This is a genomic window from Pseudoalteromonas fenneropenaei (assembly GCF_042643375.1).
Classification (GTDB): Bacteria; Pseudomonadota; Gammaproteobacteria; order Enterobacterales; family Alteromonadaceae; genus Pseudoalteromonas; species Pseudoalteromonas fenneropenaei.
Window position 1 is genome coordinate 67,826 of record NZ_JBHRSD010000014.1, and the last position, 24,388, is coordinate 92,213.

The 24,388-nt window shown below is 43.1% G+C and carries 16 protein-coding genes; 9 read left to right on the forward strand and 7 right to left on the reverse strand.

Translation table 11 applies throughout. From position 1 onward, the window contains the following. Positions 1 to 100: 100 nt before the first annotated feature. On the reverse strand, positions 101 to 3,154 hold the full coding sequence (ydiJ, locus tag ACFOEE_RS08530) for a D-2-hydroxyglutarate dehydrogenase YdiJ (protein WP_377123191.1): 3,054 nt from the start codon (positions 3,152 to 3,154) through the stop codon (positions 101 to 103). A gap of 140 nt (positions 3,155 to 3,294) precedes the next feature. Between ydiJ and ACFOEE_RS08535 the strand changes: the two genes are divergently transcribed. Further along, on the forward strand, positions 3,295 to 3,504 hold the full coding sequence (locus ACFOEE_RS08535) for a hypothetical protein (RefSeq protein ID WP_377123193.1): 210 nt from the start codon (positions 3,295 to 3,297) through the stop codon (positions 3,502 to 3,504). 42 nt (positions 3,505 to 3,546) lie between these two features. Here ACFOEE_RS08535 and ppsA read toward each other — a convergent pair whose 3' ends face one another. Beyond that, positions 3,547 to 5,925, reverse strand: coding sequence for a phosphoenolpyruvate synthase (gene ppsA / locus ACFOEE_RS08540; protein ID WP_377123195.1), 2,379 nt, complete (start codon positions 5,923 to 5,925; stop codon positions 3,547 to 3,549). Positions 5,926 to 6,067: 142 nt separating this feature from the next. Between ppsA and ppsR the strand changes: the two genes are divergently transcribed. Further along, positions 6,068 to 6,877 (forward strand): posphoenolpyruvate synthetase regulatory kinase/phosphorylase PpsR, encoded by an 810-nt coding sequence (ppsR, locus tag ACFOEE_RS08545; RefSeq protein ID WP_377123197.1) that lies wholly within the window; start codon positions 6,068 to 6,070, stop codon positions 6,875 to 6,877. Between the two features lie 35 nt (positions 6,878 to 6,912). On the opposite strand, the gene ACFOEE_RS08550 is transcribed toward ppsR, so the two are convergent. After that, positions 6,913 to 8,277, reverse strand: a complete 1,365-nt coding sequence (locus ACFOEE_RS08550) for a class II 3-deoxy-7-phosphoheptulonate synthase (protein WP_377123199.1) — start codon at positions 8,275 to 8,277, stop codon at positions 6,913 to 6,915. A gap of 371 nt (positions 8,278 to 8,648) precedes the next feature. Here ACFOEE_RS08550 and ACFOEE_RS08555 point away from each other — a divergent pair, with 371 nt between their 5' ends. Then, a complete protein-coding gene (locus tag ACFOEE_RS08555) occupies positions 8,649 to 9,518 on the forward strand; it encodes a DNA replication terminus site-binding protein (protein WP_377123201.1) in 870 nt (289 codons plus the stop codon). 42 nt (positions 9,519 to 9,560) lie between these two features. Here the strand turns inward: ACFOEE_RS08555 and ACFOEE_RS08560 are convergent, their stop codons facing one another. After that, positions 9,561 to 10,772 (reverse strand): replication protein A, encoded by a 1,212-nt coding sequence (locus ACFOEE_RS08560; RefSeq protein WP_377123203.1) that lies wholly within the window; start codon positions 10,770 to 10,772, stop codon positions 9,561 to 9,563. Positions 10,773 to 11,505: 733 nt separating this feature from the next. Here ACFOEE_RS08560 and ACFOEE_RS08565 point away from each other — a divergent pair. The 6 genes from ACFOEE_RS08565 to rmuC all read left to right on the forward strand — a co-directional run bounded on the left by ACFOEE_RS08565 (position 11,506) and on the right by rmuC (position 19,696). Next, positions 11,506 to 12,744, forward strand: a complete 1,239-nt coding sequence (locus ACFOEE_RS08565) for an AAA family ATPase (RefSeq protein WP_377123205.1) — start codon at positions 11,506 to 11,508, stop codon at positions 12,742 to 12,744. Positions 12,745 to 12,755: 11 nt separating this feature from the next. Next, positions 12,756 to 13,721: a transcriptional regulator gene (locus ACFOEE_RS08570; RefSeq protein WP_377123207.1), complete on the forward strand. Its 966-nt coding sequence runs from the start codon at positions 12,756 to 12,758 to the stop codon at positions 13,719 to 13,721. Between the two features lie 154 nt (positions 13,722 to 13,875). Further along, positions 13,876 to 16,998, forward strand: coding sequence for a DEAD/DEAH box helicase (locus ACFOEE_RS08575; protein WP_377123209.1), 3,123 nt, complete (start codon positions 13,876 to 13,878; stop codon positions 16,996 to 16,998). A 266-nt stretch (positions 16,999 to 17,264) separates the two neighbouring features. Beyond that, positions 17,265 to 17,465 carry a hypothetical protein gene (locus ACFOEE_RS08580; RefSeq protein ID WP_377123211.1) on the forward strand — a complete coding sequence of 67 codons (201 nt, stop codon included), beginning with the start codon at positions 17,265 to 17,267 and terminating at the stop codon, positions 17,463 to 17,465. 24 nt (positions 17,466 to 17,489) lie between these two features. Further along, positions 17,490 to 18,179, forward strand: coding sequence for a response regulator (locus ACFOEE_RS08585; protein ID WP_377123213.1), 690 nt, complete (start codon positions 17,490 to 17,492; stop codon positions 18,177 to 18,179). 59 nt (positions 18,180 to 18,238) lie between these two features. Then, positions 18,239 to 19,696: a DNA recombination protein RmuC gene (gene rmuC / locus ACFOEE_RS08590; RefSeq protein WP_377123215.1), complete on the forward strand. Its 1,458-nt coding sequence runs from the start codon at positions 18,239 to 18,241 to the stop codon at positions 19,694 to 19,696. 62 nt (positions 19,697 to 19,758) lie between these two features. Here rmuC and ACFOEE_RS08595 read toward each other — a convergent pair whose 3' ends face one another. The 3 genes from ACFOEE_RS08595 to ACFOEE_RS08605 all read right to left on the reverse strand — a co-directional run bounded on the left by ACFOEE_RS08595 (position 19,759) and on the right by ACFOEE_RS08605 (position 24,334). After that, complete coding sequence (locus ACFOEE_RS08595) at positions 19,759 to 20,253, reverse strand: hypothetical protein (protein ID WP_377123217.1); 495 nt, start codon at positions 20,251 to 20,253, stop codon at positions 19,759 to 19,761. 68 nt (positions 20,254 to 20,321) lie between these two features. Then, complete coding sequence (locus tag ACFOEE_RS08600; protein ID WP_377123219.1) at positions 20,322 to 22,409, reverse strand: tetratricopeptide repeat protein; 2,088 nt, start codon at positions 22,407 to 22,409, stop codon at positions 20,322 to 20,324. A gap of 320 nt (positions 22,410 to 22,729) precedes the next feature. Beyond that, positions 22,730 to 24,334 carry an isocitrate lyase gene (locus ACFOEE_RS08605; RefSeq protein ID WP_377123221.1) on the reverse strand — a complete coding sequence of 535 codons (1,605 nt, stop codon included), beginning with the start codon at positions 24,332 to 24,334 and terminating at the stop codon, positions 22,730 to 22,732. Positions 24,335 to 24,388 lie beyond the last annotated feature (54 nt).

The following is a 24,388-nucleotide window of genomic DNA, read 5'->3' on the forward strand; positions in this document are numbered from 1 at the left end:
GAAAATAGTCAAATCTACCTCACTCTTAAATTATGTTAAATTAGGTGTTGTTGAAGTAAAAGAGGGGTATAACCCCTCTTTTCAATTTCTGGTTACGCAATTAATTAAGCAATTCAGCCAACATTTGAATCGGATGTTTTGGCTTTTGCCCTTCAAATCGTTTTACCTGACAGCGGCAAGAAAATCCGGTAGCCAGAATTTGATTTGGTTGATGTTTCGCAATAATTGGCTGCCAACTCATGTCATAAAGTTGCTTTGAGTTTTCTTGATGTTGTTGCTCATGGCCATAAGTTCCTGCCATACCACAGCACCCAGTAGCTGGTGTCTTTAACTCTAAGCCGAGAGTTTTGAATAACTGTTGCCAGACTTTGGTCGTATTGGGTAATGCGGTGGTTTCAGTACAGTGGCTTAACAACGTAAAAGACTTCTCTTGTGTAGAAGGTATCTTGAGTGCAGTAGCATCAACTTTTGCTAGCCATTCATGTGCCAACAACACGTTAAAGTCACCGCGCTCTTTTTGATTTAGAATTTGCTTGTACTCATCGCGATATACCATAACCAAAGATGCATCAAGCCCAACCAACGGGACGCCATATTCAGAGACTGATTCTAAAAAGTCAGCTGCCTTCTTTGCTGTTGCACGAAACTCTTTTAGAAAACCTTTTACGTGTTGAGGTTTTCCGTTTGGTAAAAATGGTAACAAATACGGCGTATAGCCAAGTGCCTTAATTAATTTTACGAAAGCTTCAACTAATTCGGCTTCATAAAAACTGGTAAATGGATCTTGGACTATAAATACCGCTTTCCTCTGCTCGGCTTCACTTAATGTTTCAAATTGAACTTGGTCGAATTTCGAAATGTCCGATATTCTATTTGCTAATGTGGGCACACTGAGCTGCGGCGTATCAACATAGCCGATGCCTTTTTCAATCAATAATTTCACAGGTGCAAGTTGTGTTATCGTATTGAGTAAGCGAGGAGCTTTGGCCATCAATGGCGCTGATTGCTCAATGCCGGCAACTAAATAATCTTTGATTGGACGATTGTAACGACTGTGGTAGTAATTTAAAAACCGAGCACGGAAAGTTGGTACGTCAACTTTTATTGGGCAGGCTGTTGAACACGCTTTACAAGCTAAACACTGGTCCATGGAATCTTTTACTTCATGTGAGAAGTCATATTCGCCTTTATTACGTCGACGAGTGAAAACAAATCGTTCCCACCAAGATGAATTCCCTTCACCTTTCAATAATTGCTGTTCTTCTTCAAGTAGTTTTACGCCAGCCTCTTCTTGCAGTCTTAACCATTCACGCATTAGACCCGCACGGCCTTTTGGCGAGTAGCGTCTATCTTTGGTGACTTTATATGACGGACACATAGGCGATTGTTCGTCATAGTTATAGCAAAGACCGTTACCATTACAGGTCATAGCATTATCAAAACTGTCTCTTACTTGAATATCGATTTGCTTATCGAACCAAGCACGTTTTTGTCCATCAACAGAAACTAGTTTGTCGTTACTGTCCAGTGGAGTGCAAATTTTACCTGGGTTAAGTCTATTATTTTTATCAAACACAGCTTTAATGCGGCGCAGCTCGGTAAATAATTCTTCGCCAAAAAACTGAGGGCCATATTCACTCCGATAACCTTTGCCATGTTCACCCCACATCAAACCGCCATACTTGGCAGTCAGTGCTACGACTTGATCTGAAACTTCGCGTAACAGCTTTTCTTGTTCAGGGTCACACATATCCAAAGCTGGTCTAACATGCAGTACCCCAGCATCGACGTGACCAAACATACCGTAGTACAAACCTTTGCTATCAAGAAGTTGACGGAATTCGACGATAAAATCTGCTAAGTTTTCCGGTGGTACGGCTGTATCTTCTGCAAATGCAATTGGCTTTTGCTTGCCTTTTACATTACCTAACAAGCCTACCGACTTTTTACGCATTGCGTAAACCTTTAAAATATCGGCTTTATCACTGGTACGTTGATAACCTATGATACCAGCTTGCTTATTGGCAATTAACTCGTCCAGCTTATGGCACAAAGTCTCGACTTTATCAGCGATTTCTTCCGGTGTTTCGCCGTTAAACTCGACCATGTTTAAGCCTTGCATATCTTTATCTGGTACGTCGGTAATTAAGTCCGATACTGAGTGCCAGATAATATCTTCGCGTGCAAGATTCAGCACTTTGCTATCAACGGTTTCAACCGAAGTAGCTTTTGCAGCAACCAAAAATGGTGAGTTGCGTAGTGCGGAATCAAAGCTGTCGTACTTGATGTTAATCAGCGTTTTAAATGGTGCGATAGGCGTTATGTTTAATTTAGCGCTAGTGACTATGCCAAGTGACCCTTCAGACCCGGCAATGACACGGCCAAGATCAAAAGTAAGTAAGTCGTCACTAAAGACATGTTCTAAGTCATAGCCTGTAAGGAAACGATTTAAGCGCGGAAATTTAGCTAAAATTTGCTCGCGTTTATTACGGCAAGTGGTCAATACGGTACGGTAGATCTCACCTACTTTGCCTTCTTGCTCCGCCAAAATTTCTGCTTTGGCAGTTTCCATTCGGCTGGTATGTAACTCAGTGCCATCGACTAAAATAGTAGTTAAGCCAAGTACATGGTCACTCGTTTTGCCATAAACGAGCGAACCTTGTCCAGATGCGTCGGTATTTACCATTCCGCCGATAGTAGCGCGGTTACTGGTTGAAAGATCGGGTGCAAAGAAAAACCCATATGGTTTTAAAAAGTCATTGAGCTGATCTTTAATTACTCCGGCTTGAACTTTTACCCAACGTTCTTCGACATTAATTTCAAGAATGTCGCGCATATGTTTTGATAAATCAACAACGATACCTGGTGTTAGGCTCTGGCCATTGGTGCCAGTACCACCACCGCGAGGGCCAAAAGTTAACGACAAAAAAGGCTCGGACGATGCGGTTTGCATGGCAACCTGAATGTCTTTAACGGTTTTTGGATAAATTACAGCTTGAGGTAGTTCTTGGTAAACACTGTTATCTGTGGCGTTTACCAAACGAGTTGCATAACTGGTATCTGCTTCACCACTAAACCCATTTTTTTTAATGGTAGCGATATACTGATTTAGTAATGCGGTGCCGGTATGTTGTTGACTAAGCTGGGCTATCATGACGGTAATAAATTATTGCTTTGCGCTATTGTAGCATGTTGTTGCAGTTTGAATATTGAGATTTTCATGTTTTGTAACAATCTGAAATAGAATTCAGCGCCAGTTTGAATATAGTTAAAGAAACTCAGTTTGGAGGCATTATGAGTAAACTATTTTATTATGCTATTGGTTCACTATTTGTATTATTGGCTTTGGTTTTTGTTGTTGTACCTGGGCCTTCTATCCTATTCCTACTCGCGGCTTTACTAAGCTTTTCAATGGTAAACGAGAAAGCAAAGACTTACTTACGTAAAACTCAAAAAGGATTCAAGATCGCCTGTGTCAAAATGGATAACTGGCTGAAAAAATAAAAAGCCAGCGTACGCTGGCTTCAATACTTAAGAGAATGGAGATTAATTCACTTTGAATTTATCTGCCAAGTACAACCAAGTTTCTAACACTGTATCCGGGTTTAATGAAACTGAATCAATCCCCTGCTCTACTAACCATGCAGCGAAGTCTTCATGATCAGAAGGTCCTTGGCCACAAATCCCGACATATTTGCCTTTGGCTTTTGCAGTTTGGATAGCCATAGAAAGTAATTTCTTAATTGCTGGGTTACGTTCATCAAATAAGTGAGCGATAAGACCAGAATCACGGTCAAGGCCAAGCGTTAGCTGCGTTAAGTCGTTTGAACCAATTGAGAAACCATCAAAGTACTCTAGGAACTCTTCTGCCAATAACGCATTTGATGGTAATTCACACATCATAATGACTTTTAAGCCATTCTCACCGCGTTTCAAGCCGTGCTCTTCAAGTAATTCGATAACACGAGCTGCTTCCTCTAGTGTACGCACGAATGGGATCATTATTTCGACGTTAGTCATATCCATATCATTGCGTACGCGCTTGATGGCTTTACATTCAAGTGCAAAGCATTCACGGAAATCTTCAGAGATATAGCGCGATGCACCGCGGAAACCTATCATCGGATTTTCTTCTTCAGGCTCGTATTGATGACCGCCAACAAGGTTCGCATATTCATTCGACTTGAAGTCCGACATACGCACAATCACACGCTCAGGTGCAAAAGCACATGCTAAGGTAGAAATACCTTCAACGAGTTTGCTGATATAGAATTCTACTGGTGAACTGTAACCAGCCATCATATCTTTGATAGTCGTTTGTAAGTCAGTGTCTTGTGCATCAAAGTTCAATAAGGCTTTTGGATGCACGCCTATCATGCGGTTGATGATAAACTCAAGACGCGCAAGACCAATGCCGGCATGCGGTAATTTTGCAAAGTCAAACGCGCGGTCCGGATTACCTACGTTCATCATGATTTTCATCGGCAAATCAGGCATTTGATCAACACGCGAAGTTAACACATCATACTCTAGCTGACCGTCATAGATGTAACCAGTGTCACCTTCAGCGCATGAAACAGTAACTAATTGATTGTTTTTAATCAGATCGGTAGCATTACCGCAGCCAACAACCGCTGGAATACCAAGCTCACGCGCAATAATCGCAGCGTGACATGTACGGCCACCACGGTTAGTGACAATTGCAGCGGCGCGTTTCATGATAGGTTCCCAATCAGGATCTGTCATGTCAGTAACAAGTACGTCGCCTTGTTGCACTTTGTCCATTTCATCGATTGAGTTAAGTACTCGTACTACACCAGAACCGATTTTATGACCAATGGCGCGGCCTTCAGCGACAACTTTTGAATGTGCTTTAAGCTGGAAGCGTTCCATCACATTGGCGTCTTCATTTGAACGCACGGTCTCCGGGCGCGCTTGTACGATATAAAGTTTACCGTCGTTGCCGTCTTTTGCCCACTCGATGTCCATTGGACGACCGTAGTGTTTCTCAATGATCACGGCTTGTTTTGCCAGTTCGTGGACTTCTTCGTCAGTAATTGAGAATTGGTTTGAAAGTTCTGATGCAACATCAACAATAGAAACTTGTTTACCGTGCGATAGATCGTTTGAGTAAACCATTTGAATGGCTTTTGAACCAATATTACGACGTACAACCGCAGGCTTTCCTTTGGTGAGCGTTGGTTTGTGAACATAAAATTCATCTGGGTTAACTGCACCCTGTACAACCATTTCACCTAAACCATAGGCTGAGGTAACAAATACTACATCTTCAAAACCAGATTCAGTGTCAATGGTAAACATAACACCTGAGGATGCTTTATCAGAACGCACCATGCGCTGCACACCTGCAGATAATGCAACACCTTTATGGTCATAACCCTGGTGAACACGGTAAGAAATTGCACGGTCATTAAATAAAGAGGCAAATACGTGCTTAATTGCAGTCATTACTGCATCAATACCACGAACGTTAAGGAAAGTTTCTTGTTGGCCAGCGAAAGAAGCGTCTGGCATATCTTCTGCGGTAGCAGATGAACGAACAGCGAAGGAGACATCAGATTCAGGATTTCCGTGGAGAGTTTGGTAAGCCTCACGGATGGCTTGGTCTAGTTCAGGTTGGAAGGGTGTGTCGATAATCCATTGTCTAATTTGGGCACCGACCTTAGCGAGTTCAGTTACATTATCGACATCGAGGGCATCCAGAGTTGCGTGGATTTTCTCATTTATGCCGGACTGCTCTAAGAACTCGTTATAAGCTGCTGCAGTCGTTGCGAATCCACCGGGAACCTGTACACCTGCATTTGCTAGGTTAGATATCATTTCCCCAAGTGAAGCATTTTTACCACCCACTCTTGGGACATCATTCATGCCCAATTCTTGGTACCAGAGAACGTAGTCTTGCACGGAACTGTCTCCAAAACAATTTGTATATAATGTGAGAGAAAAGTGACCCTTTCCAAAAGGTCCCATGCATTCTACACTGGAGGCCTTATGTCCGTAAACCTTCAGGCGCAAAATCGGCGCCAATTTGAAACAAAAGGTTAAAATGAGAACTGCATTCTATATATCTGACGGCACAGCCATTACTTCCGAAGTATTTGGCCACGCCACTTTATCTTTATTCCCCACAGAGTTTAATCATCGCACCATACCATTTGTTGAAACGCCTGAAAAAGCAGAAGAAATAAAACGGGTGATCAACCAAACTGCAGCCAAATCAGGTGAACGGCCACTGGTGTTTTTTACCTTTGTGAACCATAAACTATCGGAAATCATTAAATCGTCCGATGCGGTTTGCTATGACTTTCTCTCAGTATTTAGTGAACAAATTAAACATGAACTTAAGCTTGAGCCAGTGCCAAAAGTACATCGTACCCACAGTATGCACGAGAAAAGTTACGATTATCGAATTGACGCGGTGAACTATGCGCTAGCCAATGACGATGGCGCCAACGTTAAAGACTATGAAAAAGCAGACATTATATTAGTCGGTGTAAGCCGTAGTGGTAAAACCCCGACTAGTCTTTACCTAGCCTTACAATACGGTATTAAAGCAGCGAATTACCCAATGACAGAAGACGATTTGGAATCAGGAAGTTATCCTCGCTGTTTATTGCCGTATAAACATAAATTATTCGGCTTAACCATAAGTCCTGAACGTTTATCTGCGATTCGGGAAGAACGTATGGCCAATTCGCGTTATGCATCTATCCGCCAATGTCGTATGGAAGTCATGGAAGTTGAAAGGCTATTTAAGAAAAACCGCACGCCCTACTTAAATTCAACGTGCTTTTCGGTAGAAGAAATCTCGGCTAAGATCATATCTGAGGCTGGGCTCGAGCGGCGAAAATACTAACGATTGAAAAAGGAGCCAGTAGGCTCCTTTCTCATCTATTTCTTGGCGCGATGTGCGCGGGCATCTTTGAGCAAATCAGCAATCAAGAATCCAAGTTCTAGAACTTGATCGGCATTTAAGCGCGGGTCGCACTGTGTGCGATAACGCTGTGCTAAATCTTCGTCCGATAGGCCATAAGCTCCACCAGTACACTCAGTTACATGCTGGCCGGTCATTTCTAAATGTACGCCCCCTGGGTATGAACCTTCGGCTTTATGCACAGCGAAGAACTGACTGATTTCAGTAAGGATGTTATTGAAGTTACGCGTTTTATAACCTGTGCTGGCCTTTTCTGTGTTGCCATGCATTGGATCTGAACTCCAAATAACCTTACGGCCTTCCTGCTGTACTTTACGAACAAGAGCAGGTAACTTTTCAGGCAATATGTCGGCGCCCATACGAGTAATAAGCGTTAAACGACCTGCTTTGTTGTCAGGGTTTAACGCGTCAATTAATTCAATTAGTTCATCAGGTTTCATACCGGGACCAACCTTCACCCCAATTGGGTTATTGATGCCGCGGAAAAACTCGATATGTGCATGATCTAATTGACGTGTGCGCTCACCAATCCAAACAAAGTGAGAAGAACAATCGTACCAGTCACCAGTAAGGTGGTCGCGACGAGTAAGTGCCTCTTCATACCCAAGTAATAAGGCTTCATGAGACGTATAGAGCGAAGTCTCACGCAGGTTTGGTGCATTACTACTTGAGATGCCGCACACTTCCATAAACTCAAGCGCTTCCTGAATACGATCGGCAACTTTCTGGAATTTGTCGCGCAATGGATTTGCGGCAACGAAACTCATATTCCAACGATGCACTTGATGTAAATCGGCTAAACCACCTTGCGCAAATGCACGCAATAAATTTAAGGTGGCTGCACTGTGGTGATAGGCTTTCATCAAACGCGCAGGATCTGGAATGCGGGCTGCTTCCGTAAATTCAAAACTATTGATGATGTCGCCACGATATGAAGGTAGCGTAACGCCGTCAAAGGTTTCGTAGTCTGACGAACGTGGTTTGGCGTACTGACCTGCCATGCGTGCGATTTTTACCACAGGGCATTTACCGCCGTATGTTAACACCACTGCCATCTGCAATAATGTTTTGAATGTGTCACGAATATTTGTAGCACTAAAGTCACTGAACGACTCGGCACAATCACCACCCTGTAAAAGAAACGCTTTGCCTTCACAAACATCAGCTAAACTTTTATATAAGCTACGAGTCTCTTCAGCAAAGACCAATGGTGGTGCAGCATTCAGTTCGGCTTCAATCGACTTTAAAACAGCCTGATCTGGGTACTCAGGCTGCTGGACAATTGGGAAGTTTCTCCAACTGTTCGGATTCCAAGATTTCATTAATTTTCCTCATTCCAATTTGTGGTACTCCACTCCTATGAAGGTACCTCATAGGCAAGCTGTGGATCAAGTAAAATAAGGGAAAGCAAGGAACACATCTTACATAATAGGTAAACTTAATATAGATTGGCACCTGCAATAAAAACTATCGGACGATTCAGCAAACTATTGCGATATGTCAGGCTTTTAATTAATGCTTAGCATCAAATAGAGCAGCATTAATAGAATACCATTAAGAACACATCATACTTCTATGCTTATACATACAAAACCTCAGCAAATTTTCAGCAATTTAGGTAAAGATAACCATAAGAAAGTGCATTAGTTCTCAAAGTAAGCTAGACTTAACAAAATTTGTATGATGTGTTCTTATGGCTTCTAAATTTTCCTTAAGCGCTGGTTTTGCGCATCTCAATTCCTGCCTTGAACTTTTTTCTGAGGAATTGCGCTCGGCTGATATTGTTTTAGCTAACTTCTTTCAGTTACCAATTACCGAAAAAGGTGATGAGTCACATATTGCCGAATCGCTAAACGTGGTGAAAGTTTCCGGTAAGGTGGCGATTGACCAAAGTATCGCTGCATTTAAAGATATGTTTTTACAAGAAAACCAGAGCGGTAAAGTAATTAAACGCTACCCCGGCATATTATTAGTTAACGACCCAGATAAAACTCTCGAAAACCGTATTCGGCAAATTAATCAGGCAAAACTGAGTTTCAAACAACAAATTTTGAAGATTACCAATAACGATGCACGCTTCGAAGCTGTTCACGCTGCGGTCCCAGGCCTGATTACTTTAGCAGCCTATCGGCAGATACATTTTGAGTGCGACAACCCCCACTCGGTTCGCTTCACTTGGATGCAAAAACATTCAACAAAAACTCTGACAAAATCTATAGCGCTGGAAATGTTAGAGCGTTCATCCAGTTATTCCAATCCAAGAATGATAGATCAAGCGACTTGGCAAAGTATGGTTGGGCAAGAACAAGCTCGTGTCGCATCACTCAGTGCAAATGCCAAATTGCGAATTCGTAGACCAACACGAGTTAGCCCAGAAGTGAACGTACGTTTTTCTGCGACACACAGATATCACGTAAGCGGCGCATTGCCATTTATAGTACTAAATCCTACGCCGGATATTATTATTGGTGATTTACCGGACTATCAAAAATCATCAAGCGACCCGCGGAAAAAAGATTATAACTATTTAGTCGACAGAATTTATTTGGAAGAGAACAAGTAGTGATTATGTTAAAAAGGCCACGATTGTGGCCTTTCTTGATAATTAGTCGTCTTTTACGATTTCTTCTAAGGTATCTTCGTCAATGACTTCCACCGTTTCAACGATACGTTTACCACCTTGGATCTCGATACGCTTATGGTGTTTATTAAGCGCCAGTATCTCATCACAAAATTGTGCTGAAGGATGCATTTCATAAACATAATCTATGATCTTCTCACCTTCTTTGATGTTAGTGATCTCATAAGAAGAGATGGCACCTTTATCAATCAAATCTTTCATAGTTGTGGTCATATCACGGCGTAGTGCTTTAAGTTTATTTTCCGTGATCACATCATCAACTGAAATAGTGCCGTATTTTTCCATAATTGAGATTAAGCGAAAATGGTACGTCTTCCCAGGTGCTGCGTAGCGCCATAAATGATAAAGACGCAGCATCATCCAGCGAGAAAGACCACGTTTTAACTCTTGTGCACTGTTAAAGTAGTAACCTTTGTATTCAAGGTTATCTATCATGTTGTGCACGAAGGCATTCAAACATGCGACACATTTAATATTACCACCCTGCCCTTTTTTCCCGCTGAAATGCAGTGATGACAAAAAGTTCATGTTTGACTCATAAAACGAATCATCAATTTCAGGATTGCGGGTATCCGTAGCGGTGTATTTAAATGACAGTTTTGAACCTTGAAGAGCTTCTAACGATTCTTTGATTTGCGGATAAGGCATCGACTGTCCAACCGCTTTCAATTCTTGAGCAAGTTCGTTCATCGAAAAAATTACCGCGTATTGAATACCGGACTTAAAATTGATTTTTACAATTTTGCCTTTCGATGCCAGGCGAATAAGTGCGCGTTCGACTTTTTCCTCACGGTCAGATGGCCAAATCAGATATTCAACTTCATCACCTTCTTTTTTACTACTGACCACCGCGGGGGTAATTTTTATTTCCCCTTCGTATAGGATGCCGTCCACCTTTTCCGAAATACGGCGTGTCACTATGGTTTTTTTCGGCGCTTCTTCTAAAGGCAGCTTCTTGTGACCGGAACGAACAAACCTTCCCCACAAATCATAATGGTTGAAAGTGTTTGAATAAGCACGTAACCCTTGCTTGGCATTTTCGAGTGTAACGCGGACATCTTTGTTGTCCGTAAACAAAGCAAGGCTTTCGTTATCAACTGCACTTTCCACCCCGTGAATCTGCCCACGTAGCGTATCTGGCAAATTCTCAACCGAGATGTTGACCTTACGGTTCATTGTTCCAATTCCTTAAAATATCTGACAGCCTATATCACCACATTCGGAGGCAAAAGTTAATGTTTTAAGTTAGTAAAAATTCGATCCGAAGTTATTCTGCGCTAAAGATCATCTTTTTACTAAGTGAGGCTCATAATTCAGATCAACTTTATACTAAGCAGCCTTATATGGATCACTTTTTTACTTACTTGAAGCTAATTAAAGCCACTGAAACCCGTTATTTTTGTTTGAAAACACTTTGATTTTAGCTGCATTGTGGATAACTAAGTTTATTGTAGGTAGGGATCGGATCTCAACTAAGTAGAGATCCGATCTATAACTACTAAATAAGCCAATTTACCGTGCGACTGTGGATTACTTCTTTGTTTTAGTTAGTAAAAATTCGATCTGCAAGTGCCGTTTTGTGAGCAATTCTGTGTATAAACTGTTTATGATTATCGACCCAAGATTTTAGCTTAGTATTTTACTGATCTCGCAGTAGCTAAAGATCAGATCTTAACTTGGTAAAAATTGGATCTTATTTTATTGAATTTATTGTTTAAAAACAATTAGATAACTATGTTTATTAGCGTCTAACCTATTATTACCTATATTATTAACCATATCTAATCTTTCTTACTAATCTTAGGCAAGGCAAGTAATGAACTTATTTCTATGATGTCCACATATTTATTGTTTTACATATAAAGATATGGACATTATAATGAATTACATTACATTGAGGATTAGATGTATGTCTATTAATAATAAAGCACTGGCGACCTATAGATTGTTAAAAGCAACTGCTGAAGTTGCAGAACAATCTTTGGAAGGTCGTATCCAGCACTATCGGGCGCACCTTAAGACTGAGGAAAAAGAGCTGCGTACATTTACGCAGAAAGCTGCAGCGGATCTATTAGGCTGTAATAACCGTACTTTAAAACGTCGTCACGACCAAGGTGATTTTGATGCACTGGACATCAAAAAAGGTGCCAATGGTCACTATGCTTACACTTTAAGCAATATTTATGAAATGGCTGAAGTGATGGGAATTAAGCCTGATCATCGGCAAAAAGGCGATAAGTTGCAGGTTATAGTAATAAACTCATTAAAAGGCGGATGTGGTAAAACCACCAGTTTGGTCAATGTTGCAGCCGCATTAGCAACAACCAACATAAAGCGCTATCGTATCGGTATTATTGATTTAGACCCCCAAGGTTCATCTTCAAGCTTCTTTCCTTTTGCTGATCCTGAACCTATTACAGTTGGCGATTTAATGCGTGACTGTATCGATCTTGACGAAGGTGAAACTTGGAAATCTTTGGTTAGCCAATCATTCAAAGAAACCCATATTCCCAATATCCGTGTCTTACCTTCAGGTATGGATGATTTTTATTTCGAGCATGAAACAGCAACTATCCTGCGCGAAAACAAAGGTTATGAACAAACTCGGCACTATCATAAACTGCTCGAAAAAGTCATTCAGCCTATTGAAGATGAATTTGACATTATTCTTATCGATACGGCGCCATCGCTAAACTTTATGTTCTACAATGCCTTGATGGCTTCCACTGCAATGCTTATCCCAGTTCATCCAGAAGCGGTAGATTTCGACGCAAACAATAAATATCTCAAACGCTTAGGTGAGATTTATCACACCGTTGCGGCGCTTGGTCATCACGGTTGGGATTTTATGCAGTTTTTAGTTACCAATTACGTTAAAGGTAACCATTCTCAGCGTGATATCGTTAAGGACGTAAGAAGCGCGTTTGGTCGTCAAGTGATGAGCTATCCAATTAATCATAGCGCTGCAATTACCGCCAGCTCATCATCATTCAATACCATTTTTGATCAAAAAGTGTCGGATAGCCTAGCTAGCCGCGAGTCGCTTATCAAAGCACAAGAAAATATCAAAGATGTGGTTGATGAACTGGAAATGTTGATTAGAGCAAACTGGACATCAACCCAGTCGCAATTTGAAGAAACCGCGTAGTGGAGTAAGCAGTGGCTACCAAAAGAAAAAACGACACTCGGGTTGACCCGTTTGCAAGCCCTGTAGAGGCTGGCAGTTTAGATGCGTTATTAGAGCAAGCTAAGGTTGGCGATGTCATTACTATGCCGGCGCCAAGCGATCCAAATCGTCAGATCCGTTTATTGTGTGAAGTGATCCCATTTTCCGAAATCGAACTACGCACACAAGTTTATGGTAAAAACCGCCGTGTTCAATCGTTGCTAAATGAACGGTCGGTTGCTGACATATTGCCTGCAATTATGCACGATGGACGCAATCTACACCCTGCGCTGTGTTGGCAACAAGGCGATGTTTGCCATGTACTTTCAGGCACCAGACGCCGGAAGGCCTGTATTTTAGCAAAGGCGGACTATGTTGTGCTGCGCTCCGCTGACTTTACCGAAGCCGATGCTCAGGTATTAGCGGTGTCGTCTGATCAATACATTGCGCCTAGCCTATGGGAGCTAGGACAAGCTTATCAGCAAACGAAAAACGAATTGCAGGCGCAAGGCAAGAAAGGTTCGTACCGCGAGATTGCGCAGCTTGAGGGCGTGTCTCACACCGCAATTGCCGATGCGTTGAAAGCTTATGAAGTTATTCCTGAGCAAGTGCTGAAGTTTTATCCAACGGCAAATCACTTGGGTCGTGAAGCTGCGAAGAAGTTAATCCTCGCAATTACCGAACAGCCAGAGCGGTTTAGGCTAAAAGTTGCTGAGTTAGAAGCGCAGCCTGAGCTTGATGACGGTTTATCAGATGACAAAAAAGCCATGGTGGTGACTAAGTTTCTTACTACCTTTGAAGAAGAAAAAGTACAGCGCAATGAGGTGTTGCTCGATGGCGACTTTATCAAGTTACAACGGAACATGAAGAATGGCGACGTGACTGTCAAAATCGATAATCGTGTGCTCACCGATAAGCGTTTGGAACAATTACAGAAGCTGCTAGCAAGCTATAACTAATAGGCAGTTTTTCTTGTTCTGTTGTTTTAAGGCCCATTTAGGGCCTTAAAACATCCTACCAGTCGAAATAAGCGCATTTTCGGCACGAATTTACTTTAGCTCAATCGCACAAGATCATATACTGGCCGGATATTTCTCCCATCTTGTCGAGTCGATGTCTTCGCAGTTGTCTAAAGCGCAATTGCTTGCCTTGTTTGCTGAGATTAAACAAGAACAAGCAACACAGTTTCCTCTTTCTGAACGCTTTTTAAAGCAGTTCTTTAACCCTACTCTGCTCGCAAAGGCGAAAGAATACCTGCAAGATGGCCAGATCAGTTTTCTGCAACATAGCCCTGACTTTGCTGTGATTGACGCACAATTGCTAGGCAATCAAGGTAATACATTCTCCCAACATATCGAAATTAAACGCATTAAAGGTGAGCCTGCGGTTGAAGCCGAATGTACATGCTCAAGTAACAATAAATGCCGCCATATCGCTGCTGTGCTGCTAAAACTGAAGATAGACCATTCAGGCGGTTTTGGGGAAGAATATTTACTTAACGATTGGTTAAATGAGCTTGAAGATTTAAGCCAGAGCAAAGTTGTGGTCGAAGAACAAGTATTGCTGTTTGTGCTTGAACAACGCGGTAGCGAGTTACTCCTGCTACCGAAAATGAGCCCATACCGTGCCGATGGTATCTATCCGTTGGGACGAGCGTTGACTGAGCAGCAGCTAAGCAGTCAAGTGCCGCCTAAAGGCTTGCTGGAATCAGATTTTCGGATCTTAAGTTGGGTTCGCTCGCAAAATTTACCGGGTAATTTGATTCTTTCTGGTGAATGGGGTGTGCAAGCACTTACTTTAATGGCGAAAACCAAGCGTCTCTTTCACTCATCTTCTCGTCAACCGTTACAATTAGGGCAAGCTCGTAGCGCAGAGCTGCTGTGGCAAGAGCAAAAATCGCAATGGCAACTTCAGCTTAGTCTCGGTGGGCAAACACAGGCCATGATGGTGGCAACCGAGCCGCCAATGTATTTAGATACTCAGCAAGGCGTGCTTGGCCACGTCCAAGCGACCTTAACCAGTCGTCAGCTGGCGCATATTCAAACTATGCCAGCTGTGCCCGAAGCGCGTCTATCGCAAGTGGTAACGCGCCTCAGAGAGACCTTAGGCGCGCAAGCAGTGCCTGCGCCTAAACATCTCTCGAAAAAGGTCGCGAATAAGGGGCTTGATAGCCACGCCGCGAGCTTAGTGTTAAAAGATTTGGATGGCAAATTGTCGCTAACGCTTGGCCTAGTTAAAGCAAAACAGGTTGCCAACGAGCAAGCACAGGCGCTACTCAATAAATATACTGCGCAATTAAAAGGGTTAGGCCTGAGTGTTGATGATATAGAGCAACGGAGTTTTTCTTTACCTGTGCAGGAAACTGCGGCGTTACATTGGTTTGAACATGAAGTCAAACCTCAGCTTATTCAGTTAGGTTGGCAAATCTTAGGAAGTAGCGTTGAGAGTAAAGTGGTCAGCCCTAAAGTCAGTTTGGAGCTAAAGCGTGATAGTCACCACCATATTTTAGGCAAAGTGAAGTTCGATGGCGTGCTTATCACCCTCAATTGGGCAAAAATCCAAGAAGCGGAAACAAACCAGTTCGCCAACCGTTTTCATTATGTGACTTTCTCAGACAAGACTTATGCGCTGCATTTAGAGAGCTATCAGGCGCTACTTGATTTGCAACAGCGCTTTAGTTATTACAGCTCTAGCTCACAGTTTAAGTTCCCGCTTTCTTATGCGCGTAAACTGATGGACCTAAAGGCGCTCAACCCTGAGTGCAAAGACAAGTTATTACTCAATTATCTGGCCGAGATCAATCAACCGCAGCAAGATAGCCAAGCATATCAGAATCTCGGCAAACAGAATTTCGTGTTGCGGGATTATCAGCAACAAGGCCTGCGTTGGTTGAGCTTTTTAAACCGTCATAAACTCGGCGGTATTCTTGCCGATGACATGGGGCTTGGCAAAACACTGCAAGTGATTGCTTACTTTATCAGTCAGCACAACGTGCTTAATAGTAAACCGAGCTTAATCGTGTGCCCAACCAGTTTAGTGGGTAATTGGCAGGCTGAGTTTGCCCGTTTTGCGCCGCACTTACCACTTCTGACCATTCACGGCAGTCAGCGTGACAAACATTTTGCAGAGCTGGCAAAAGCTAAGTTTATTTTGACTACGTATCCACTATTGAAGCGAGACCTTGGGCAATATAAAGGGTTAGATTTTGATTCTATTGTGCTCGATGAAGCGCAATATATTAAAAATGAATCAGCTCAGGTTTCTAAATGCGTAAAACAGCTGAATGCCGAGTTTAAACTGTGTTTAAGTGGCACTCCAGTTGAAAACAATCTGCTAGAACTAAAATCTCTGCTCGATTTTGTTATGCCGGATGTACTTGGCACTAAGCAGCAGTTCAAACATTATTTTCAACTGCCTATTGAGCGGGATAACGACCGTGAGCGCGCTATCGAACTGAAACAGCTATTGGCACCGTTTATTTTAAGGCGTACCAAAGCCGACGTGGTAAAAGAGCTACCAGATAAGACTGAACTGCTCAAAGAACTGGAGTTTGCGCCTGAACAAAAGCAGCTTTATCAGGCGGTAGTCACTAGCCTTGAGCAGAAGTTGTTGGATCTGTTCCGAGAGCAAGGGGTTGAGCGCAGTAAACTCGCCTTTTTGGATGCGCTGTTAAAACTGCGTCAGATCTGTTGCCATCCAAGCTTAGTTGATGAACGCTTTCAGGCGCAAAGTGCTAAATTTGCATGGTTAGCGCATCATTTGCCAATCATGTTGAGTGAAGGCCGTAAAGTCATTATCTTTAGCCAATTCACCACAGTGCTAGATTTAATTGCAGCACAGTGTGAGGCTGAGCAGATTAATTTTACTATGCTAACAGGCCAGACGCGGCATCGCGATAAAGTGATAGCTGAGTTTACCCAAGGCCAGTGTGATGTCTTCCTTATCAGCCTAAAGGCCGGCGGTACTGGACTTAACTTAACTCAGGCCGACACAGTGATCCATTTTGATCCTTGGTGGAACCCTGCGGTTGAAGCACAAGCCACCGATAGGGCCTACCGCATTGGTCAGGATAAACCGGTATTTGTTTATAAATTGATCATGAATAACTCAATCGAACAAAAAGTCTATCAAATGCAGCGTGACAAGCAGGCGCTGGTTGATGTGATTTTTGAAGATAAGGCTATGAGTTTAAACAAGTTTGATGAGCAGCAAATGTTAGCGCTGTTAAAAAGTTAAAAATATTTAAAAAAACACTGAACTTATCAAGCAAGGGGTGAGTCTATTTAAGTGCTAGGTGCTAGAAATAGCCGCAAGCATATGTTGATTTCCCCCTTTTTGATTACGTGTTTGTAATGAAGCCGACTTAATGTCGGCTTTTTATTTGCCCGAAGTTTTCAAAAACAATTTATTAACTTTTTCATTGGCGTGCCACCTTTCCATATTTGATCCACATTGTTGCGGTTTACTTACAGCATAGGAAGCACAATGCAGGAACACTGACCATGTTATACGCCAACCCAGAACAGCAAACAGCAACAGAACTGACTTTTTTTGAACCGCAATCGGATTTAGATAAGTTGTTGCTTGAGGAAGTTGCAAACAGCGAAGATCTTAAAAGCATTTTGACTATGCTATTATTTGATGAAACACTATCGCTGACGTTGAAACGTCAAGTAAAGCACCAATTACAACAACTACAATAGGTTTTACAAGGTAATACATCAGTCATGAATCATATCTTGATTGTTGAAGACGACTACGATATCGCTTCGCAAATTAACCTCTTCTTTGGTGCTAGTGGTTTTGAAACAACCCATATTGATGATGGTGGTCAGGTCGTCGATTGGGTCAGGCACAATCAACCGGATGTGATCCTGCTCGATGTGATGCTACCAAATAAAGATGGGGTGCGCTGTTTAGCCGAGATCCGCGCTTTTTCCATGGTGCCAGTCATTATGCTGACCGCTAAGGTAGAAGAAGCCGACCGCCTCAAAGGCCTTGAATACGGCGCCGATGACTACGTTTGTAAGCCCTTTAGCGCAGCAGAGCTGGTGATGCGCGTAAAAGCAATTTTACGCCGCTGTGTGAACACCTCAAGTGCTGAAGCGGAAGTTAAAGATATTATCGTTGACGAAGATGCGCTGAGCGTCCAATTGCTCGGCAAAGAGCTGTCGTTAACCAAAGTTGAGTTTGAAGTGTTTGTATTGCTGTTTAAAGCGCCAAGCCGGGTGTTTTCAAGACAGCAGATCTTAGATCATATCCAGCCTGACAATTTTGATATTTCAGACCGCGTAATTGATAGTCATATCAAAAATATTCGCAAAAAAATCAAACAAATAAGTTGTTCACCAAAAATTCTTGAGTCGGTTTACGGTGCGGGTTACCGCTATAACGCCCAGCAGCTACAACCTGAGTGATAGGCCAATTTCCTAACATCGTGTATGATTTATAAGTAGATCAATACTTTGGCTTTGTTATGGAATTCACTTCGGTAGACTTAATCTCTCTTTCTCTTGGATTTGTTGCCAGTAGTGTTGTACTGGCTCCACTGGTGATCACTGTGCTTTCGCGCCATCGGCAGCGGGCCGCCTTATTGCAGCAAGAGCTAGATACAATGCGCCAGCAGACTCAGTTTTTACAACAGCAACAGCTGGAGTCACTGCAAAAACAGCAAGAATTACTCGAAAAATCAGCACAGCACCGAGAAATAGCACAGCATTTTCGCACCCGAGCTGAAGGGCTAGATAAACATAACCAGCAGCTCTTACAGCAGTGGCATGAAGCTCAGCAAGCGATAAGAAGCCTCCAGCAAGACAATCAGGAATTGGAAGTAGACTTGCACGGGTTACGCAATACGCTGGCATTGAAAGAACAGGCTTTTAACGATCAACTCGCACAATTAGAAGAAAGCAAACAGCAGTTAAAGCAGGAGTTTAACTTGCTGGCCAATCAAATATTTGAAGAAAAAGCACAAAAATTCAATGCGCTTAGTCAGCAAAGTATTGAACAACTCCTTAAACCTGTGCAGGGGGAGTTGAAAGGCTTTCGCGATAAAATGGAGCTTATCCATACCGAAGAGCTTAAACAGCGCGCCGCACTGCGCACCGAATTACTCCATTTGCAAGCCAATAACAAAGCCATTACTGAGCAAGCTGAGCGTCTAACCACCGCACTTCAAGGTCAGAAAAAAACTCAAGGCAACTGGGGCGAGCTGATGCTTGAAAACGTGCTTGATAGTGCCGGCCTAAGATTAGGCCAAGACTATCAGCGCGAGGTGAGCTTTAACACCGATGAAGGACGTTTTCGCCCAGATGTGATTGTGTATCTGCCCGAGCAGCGACATTTAGTGATTGACGCTAAAACCTCGCTCAATGCTTACACGCGCTATGTGAATGCTGAAACTGAGTTAGCCGCTAAGCAAGCGCTGTTAGATCATGTTAACGCGGTGTCCGACCGCATTAATGAGCTGGCGGATAAATCCTACCATACACTACCTGGCTTAAATTCACCGGAAGTGATGATCTTATTTATGCCGATTGAATCGGCTTTCGTTGAGGCGCTGAAATGTCGTCCAGAGCTTTATCAGCAGGCATTGGAGCGCAATATTTTAGTCGCCACCCCTACGACTTTACTGACCAGTTTGAACATCATTAAACAACTGTGGCGTTTTGAAGCGCAAAGCCATTATGCTCGTGAGCTGGCGCAGCGTGCCGAGCGCTTTTACACTAAGCTCAACAGTTTTTTAGTGAGCATGGAAGGGGTTGGTAAACAGCTCGATAAAGCCAAGGAGAGTTACGACAAAGCGTTTTCGCAGCTCTATGCAGGGAAAGCGAATCTCATTAAACAAGCGTCGGAATTTAAGGAGCTCGGTGTGTCGGTCAATAAAGAGCTGCCAGCGGAAAGCTTGGAAAAAGCCCAGCTTGAACTGGATTAACAAGCATATTCTAAAATAAAAAAGCCCCGCGAGGGGCTTGGTTGCATTTACTAATAAGAAATCTAGGCTTTAACACACTGGGCATAGTGGCTGTTGCGCAAATTATTGGTATAAAGGTGAATGTACAGCCCATATTCACCAATACTTTGCCAAATAAAGTTGTCGCCTTGCGGACATAGTGACTGTTGAATATAGCGGCGCTGTTCTTCTTCAGACAAGGCCAGCTCAGTTGGGATCTGAATGTATACGCCGATTTCTTCATCACCAAACTTAACTCGATTCAGCTGCCAACTACCCATCATAAACTGTTTTGAAAAGTAGCGTTCAATGCGGTGCTGAGCGTCTTTATTGAGTGCTGCTAACTGCATATTTGGTGAAGTTGGTGCAAAAGCGCGATAGCCCCCAACTATGATGATAAGGCAAGTAAAAGCAAGTAAAAATTGCTTGTAAAAGGGTCGCGTCCGTGCGACAGACTTGCCTTGCTTATGGGTTATTTTATCTGAGCGAGATTCAACAATTTTAAGCCATTCGGCGTGCTTAATAGTGCGGTTTTCCATGCGATTGCTCCTGTTCTCTATATTACGTATTTAAGCAACGCAATGTGGAAGAAAAATGGAGGCAGTGGTTAGATCTCAACTTTCTTAATATAATTTTTACGTGTAGTTGCCGCCTCTGGCTCGGTTGGAAACTGATAAGGAAGCAGAATGCGTACACATATCCCGCCATGTTTACCATGCATCACGGCGATTTTGCCTTGCATAGATTTGACTAAGCTTTGGCAAATCGATAAACCTAGCCCCGAGCCTCCAGAGGCGCGACTTCTCGACGTATCGACACGATATAAACGCTCAAATAGCTTTTCCAGTTGTTCGTCAGTGACCCCAGGTGATGAGTCGTCTATTTGAATAAACAACATTGACGGATTCAACCTTACTTTCAAACGTACTTGTCCTGGGCTGTCAGTATAAAGGCAGGCATTTTTGGTAAGGTTATTAATAATACGGTCAAGTTTAGATTTATCGACCTCAATAAACACATCACGTGCGACCATAATATCGCAGAAGAAGCGCAATTTATGCTGGCTTACCATGCGCTGCATATCGTAACTGTAACCTATCATCAGCTCATAGATGTTATGTGATTCATTGTACATAGTGAGTGAATTGTTCTCAGCTTGCGACAGCTGATAGACGTCAGAAATAAGATGGTTCAGTTGATTAATTTTGTCGTTGATTTTGCTATAGGCTAAGGTTTTGTCATCAATCAGATTGTATTCCATAGCTTCAATATGAAGCTTCAAAACGCTAAGCGGTGTTCTTAGCTCATGGGAAATATCTGCTAGCATTTGGTCTTTTTGTCTGATACTGGCTTCGTATAGCTCAGCTTTGAGCGCCGCATGGCGACGTTTGTGCATGTAAAGGTAGATAAAAGTACAAACAAAGACTAATGCTAAGGCGAAAGCTAACGCCCAGCGCTGTTGAGAAAGGCGAGAGTTTTCAAGCTGCGTAATAGTATATTTGCGGTCTTGTTCTACTTCTAAGAGTTTTTGCTGCTGAGTCAGTGAGTCCATGGAGCGGCGATGTTCTTGTAATTGTTTTTCTAGCTGCTGTGCGGACAATTGCTTGTTTTCGGCGAGTTGCTGTTGCAAGAGCACCACTGCATTGGCGTAATCTTGGCGTTGGATGGCTACTTGGGCTGCAAAGTTATGGTATTTTTCCGTCAGTATTAAGTTGTCTAGTTTACTAACCAAAGGCTGCGTCGTTTCAAGAAACTGTTGCGCTAAATCGCCATTGCCGAGCGCTAAATGTAATTCAATTAAATGTAAGTAAGCATAGACTTGCTGCACTGGCGATTGAGTTTGCAACACATGGTTTAAGCTTTTTTGCGCGCTATCTAATGCCAAGTGCAGGTTTCCCTCTGCACGATAAAGTCGATTCAGCGAATTATAAGCCCGCGACAAACTTAAATGCCCATTAACCGGCGCCAATATGGCAATGGCCTCCTCGAGTAAGGCTTTCGCTTCAGGGTAGCGGTTTTGCGCCATTTGGATCTCCGCAAGGTATATTGCGGTGCCCGAGACATTGACTAAATCGCCACTGCGTTTGTCGTTGTCGAGTGCTAGGCTAAGAAAATGTTCGGCTTGTGGTAAATCGCCCAGACGTTTGCTGATGTCGCCTAAGTTATAATAATTTGCGCCGCGGAATTGCCAATTTTCGCTGCCCTCTAACATTTTTTGTGCTTGCAGGTGTAATGCCAAAGCTTGCTTTAATTCTCCTCGGCTGTCGGCCAATACGCCCAGATTACCGTAAGAGTTCGCAATTTTATCTTCATCTTGTAAGATTTTGGCTAGTTCTAAAGCGCGCTCATAGCCTTCTTGGGCTTGTTGGTAATTACCGAGCTTTCTTGCGTTCATCCCAATAAGTTTGCTTAATTCATGGCGTGAGGCAAGCGATAAACTCTTTTCCTGTGCTAAATCATTTAAATGATTGAGCGCAGTTTCATATTTACCTTGTTTGTAATAAATCAACGCAGTTTCTAACGCCGCTTCAATTCTCAGTTCGGCATTACTGGCACTTTGCAATGGTTGCAGCGCAACCAGTGCTTTGTCGTATTGACCGTCAGTGACCAGTTGTTCAATTTCCTTGGGGATAACGTTTGCATCAGCCGTTATTCCAGGTGCCGTCAGAGCTAAAATTAAAGCAATGTGTTTCATATCTTTTCTGTATTTAGAATTACACATAGTTAGGGTAGCGATTAAATGTGGTGTAATTGTGGAGGAAATGAACAGGCTAAAGTGTAAAGGGGGTTGACAGTAACGTGGTAAGAAGAGGTTGGTAAAAATTTGTTCTGAGAGGTGAGTATGTTTAGCTAAATTGATGTACTCACCACGCTAAGACATTGATTTTAGGTAGTAGCGCTTTGGCACTTTGGGCCTAAAAGCGCACTTGATAAAAGTCTGATCTATACCTATCGCCATGAAAAAAGGACCTTACGGTCCTTGGTTTAAAGGGAACTTGTTATGACGACAATCAGTTAAAATTGATTCATGGTATTGGCTTCGCCCCCTGCTTTTAAGGCATTTTCGCCAGAAAAATACTCTTTATGGGTATCGCCAATGTTAGAGCCTGCTAAGTCTTGATGTTTCACTGATGCTTGCTCACGACGGATCTCTTGGCGCTGAACATCACGCACATACGCCAGCATTCCCATGTCACCAAAATAACCTTCAGCGAGAATATCTGTGCTGAGTGCTGCAGTATGATAAGTTGGCAAGGTGATCAAGTGGTGGAAGATGCCCGCTTGTTTTGCCGCATCACGCTGGAAGTTTTGCACCAGTTGGTCGGCCGTGCTGGCAAGCTCTGAACCATCCAGCTCTGGCGCCATCAGCGCTTTGGCATCGACGCTTGGATCTGGATATTGGCTGAGGTCGCGACCCGCAGCTTGCCACTCAGCATAGACTTGCTCACGGAACTTCAGCGTCCAGTTAAATGATGGTGAGTTGTTGTAGACCAATTTCGCATTGGGTACTTGTTCACGCACGCGATTTACGAGTTCCGCTATTTGAGCAATGTTTGGCTTTTCTGTCTCTATCCACAGTAAATCGGCACCGGCCTGTAAGCTTGTGACGCAATCCAATACCACGCGGTCTGCTTCTGTACCGGCGCGGAACTGGAACAAACCATTGTCCAAGCGCACTGGTTGACACAGCTCGCCATTGAGCTTTATCGCCATTTCACCTTCTTGCAGGGCGGCAATCGAGTGAACTGGCTTAGTATCCAGAAACGCTGTGTATTGACTGGCTAAATCACCAGGCTGACGTGAGACGGGTACTTTTTGAGTTAAGCTTGCGCCGAGTGAATCGGTGCGAGCTACAATCACTCCATCCTCTACGCCAAGTTCTAAAAAGGCATAACGGACAGCGTTGATTTTGGCTAGGAAGTCTTCATGTGGCACGGTCACTTTACCCGCTTGGTGACCGCATTGCTTGGCATCTGATACTTGGTTTTCGATTTGAATCGCGCAGGCACCCGCCTCAATCATCTTTTTTGCCAGCAAATAGGTGGCTTCTTCATTACCAAAACCAGCGTCGATGTCCGCAATAATCGGCACCACATGGGTCTCAAAGTTGTCTATTTTTGCCATCACGGCGGCGACGTCACCGCCAGTTGCTCTGGCTTTATCCAACTCTTTATATAAGTGATCCAGCTCACGCGCATCGGCTTGTTTTAAAAAGGTATAAATCTCTTCAATCAAAGCGGGAACTGAGGTCTTTTCGTGCATGCTTTGATCAGGAAGTGGGCCAAACTCTGAGCGTAACGCCGCAACCATCCAACCACTTAAGTACACATAGGCACGTTTGGTGGTGTGGCGATGACGTTTTACCGCCATCAGCATTTGCTGGGCAACAAAACCATGCCAGCAACCTAACGATTGAGTGTAGTTAGCTGGGTCTAAATCATAGGCAGCCATATCTTCACGCATGATTTTGGCTGTGTATTTTGCAATCTCTAAGCCAGTTTTAAAACGGTTTTGCAGGTACATGCGGCTCGCATATTCAGGGTTGATGGCGTGCCAAGTTTTACCTTGGCTAGTGCACAAAGTGCTGAACTGATCGAGTTGAGTCTGGTAGCGAGTCATAACGGTATCCTTTGAACGAGTAACAAGTTTTTCAAAATTAAAGTCAGTTGCAAT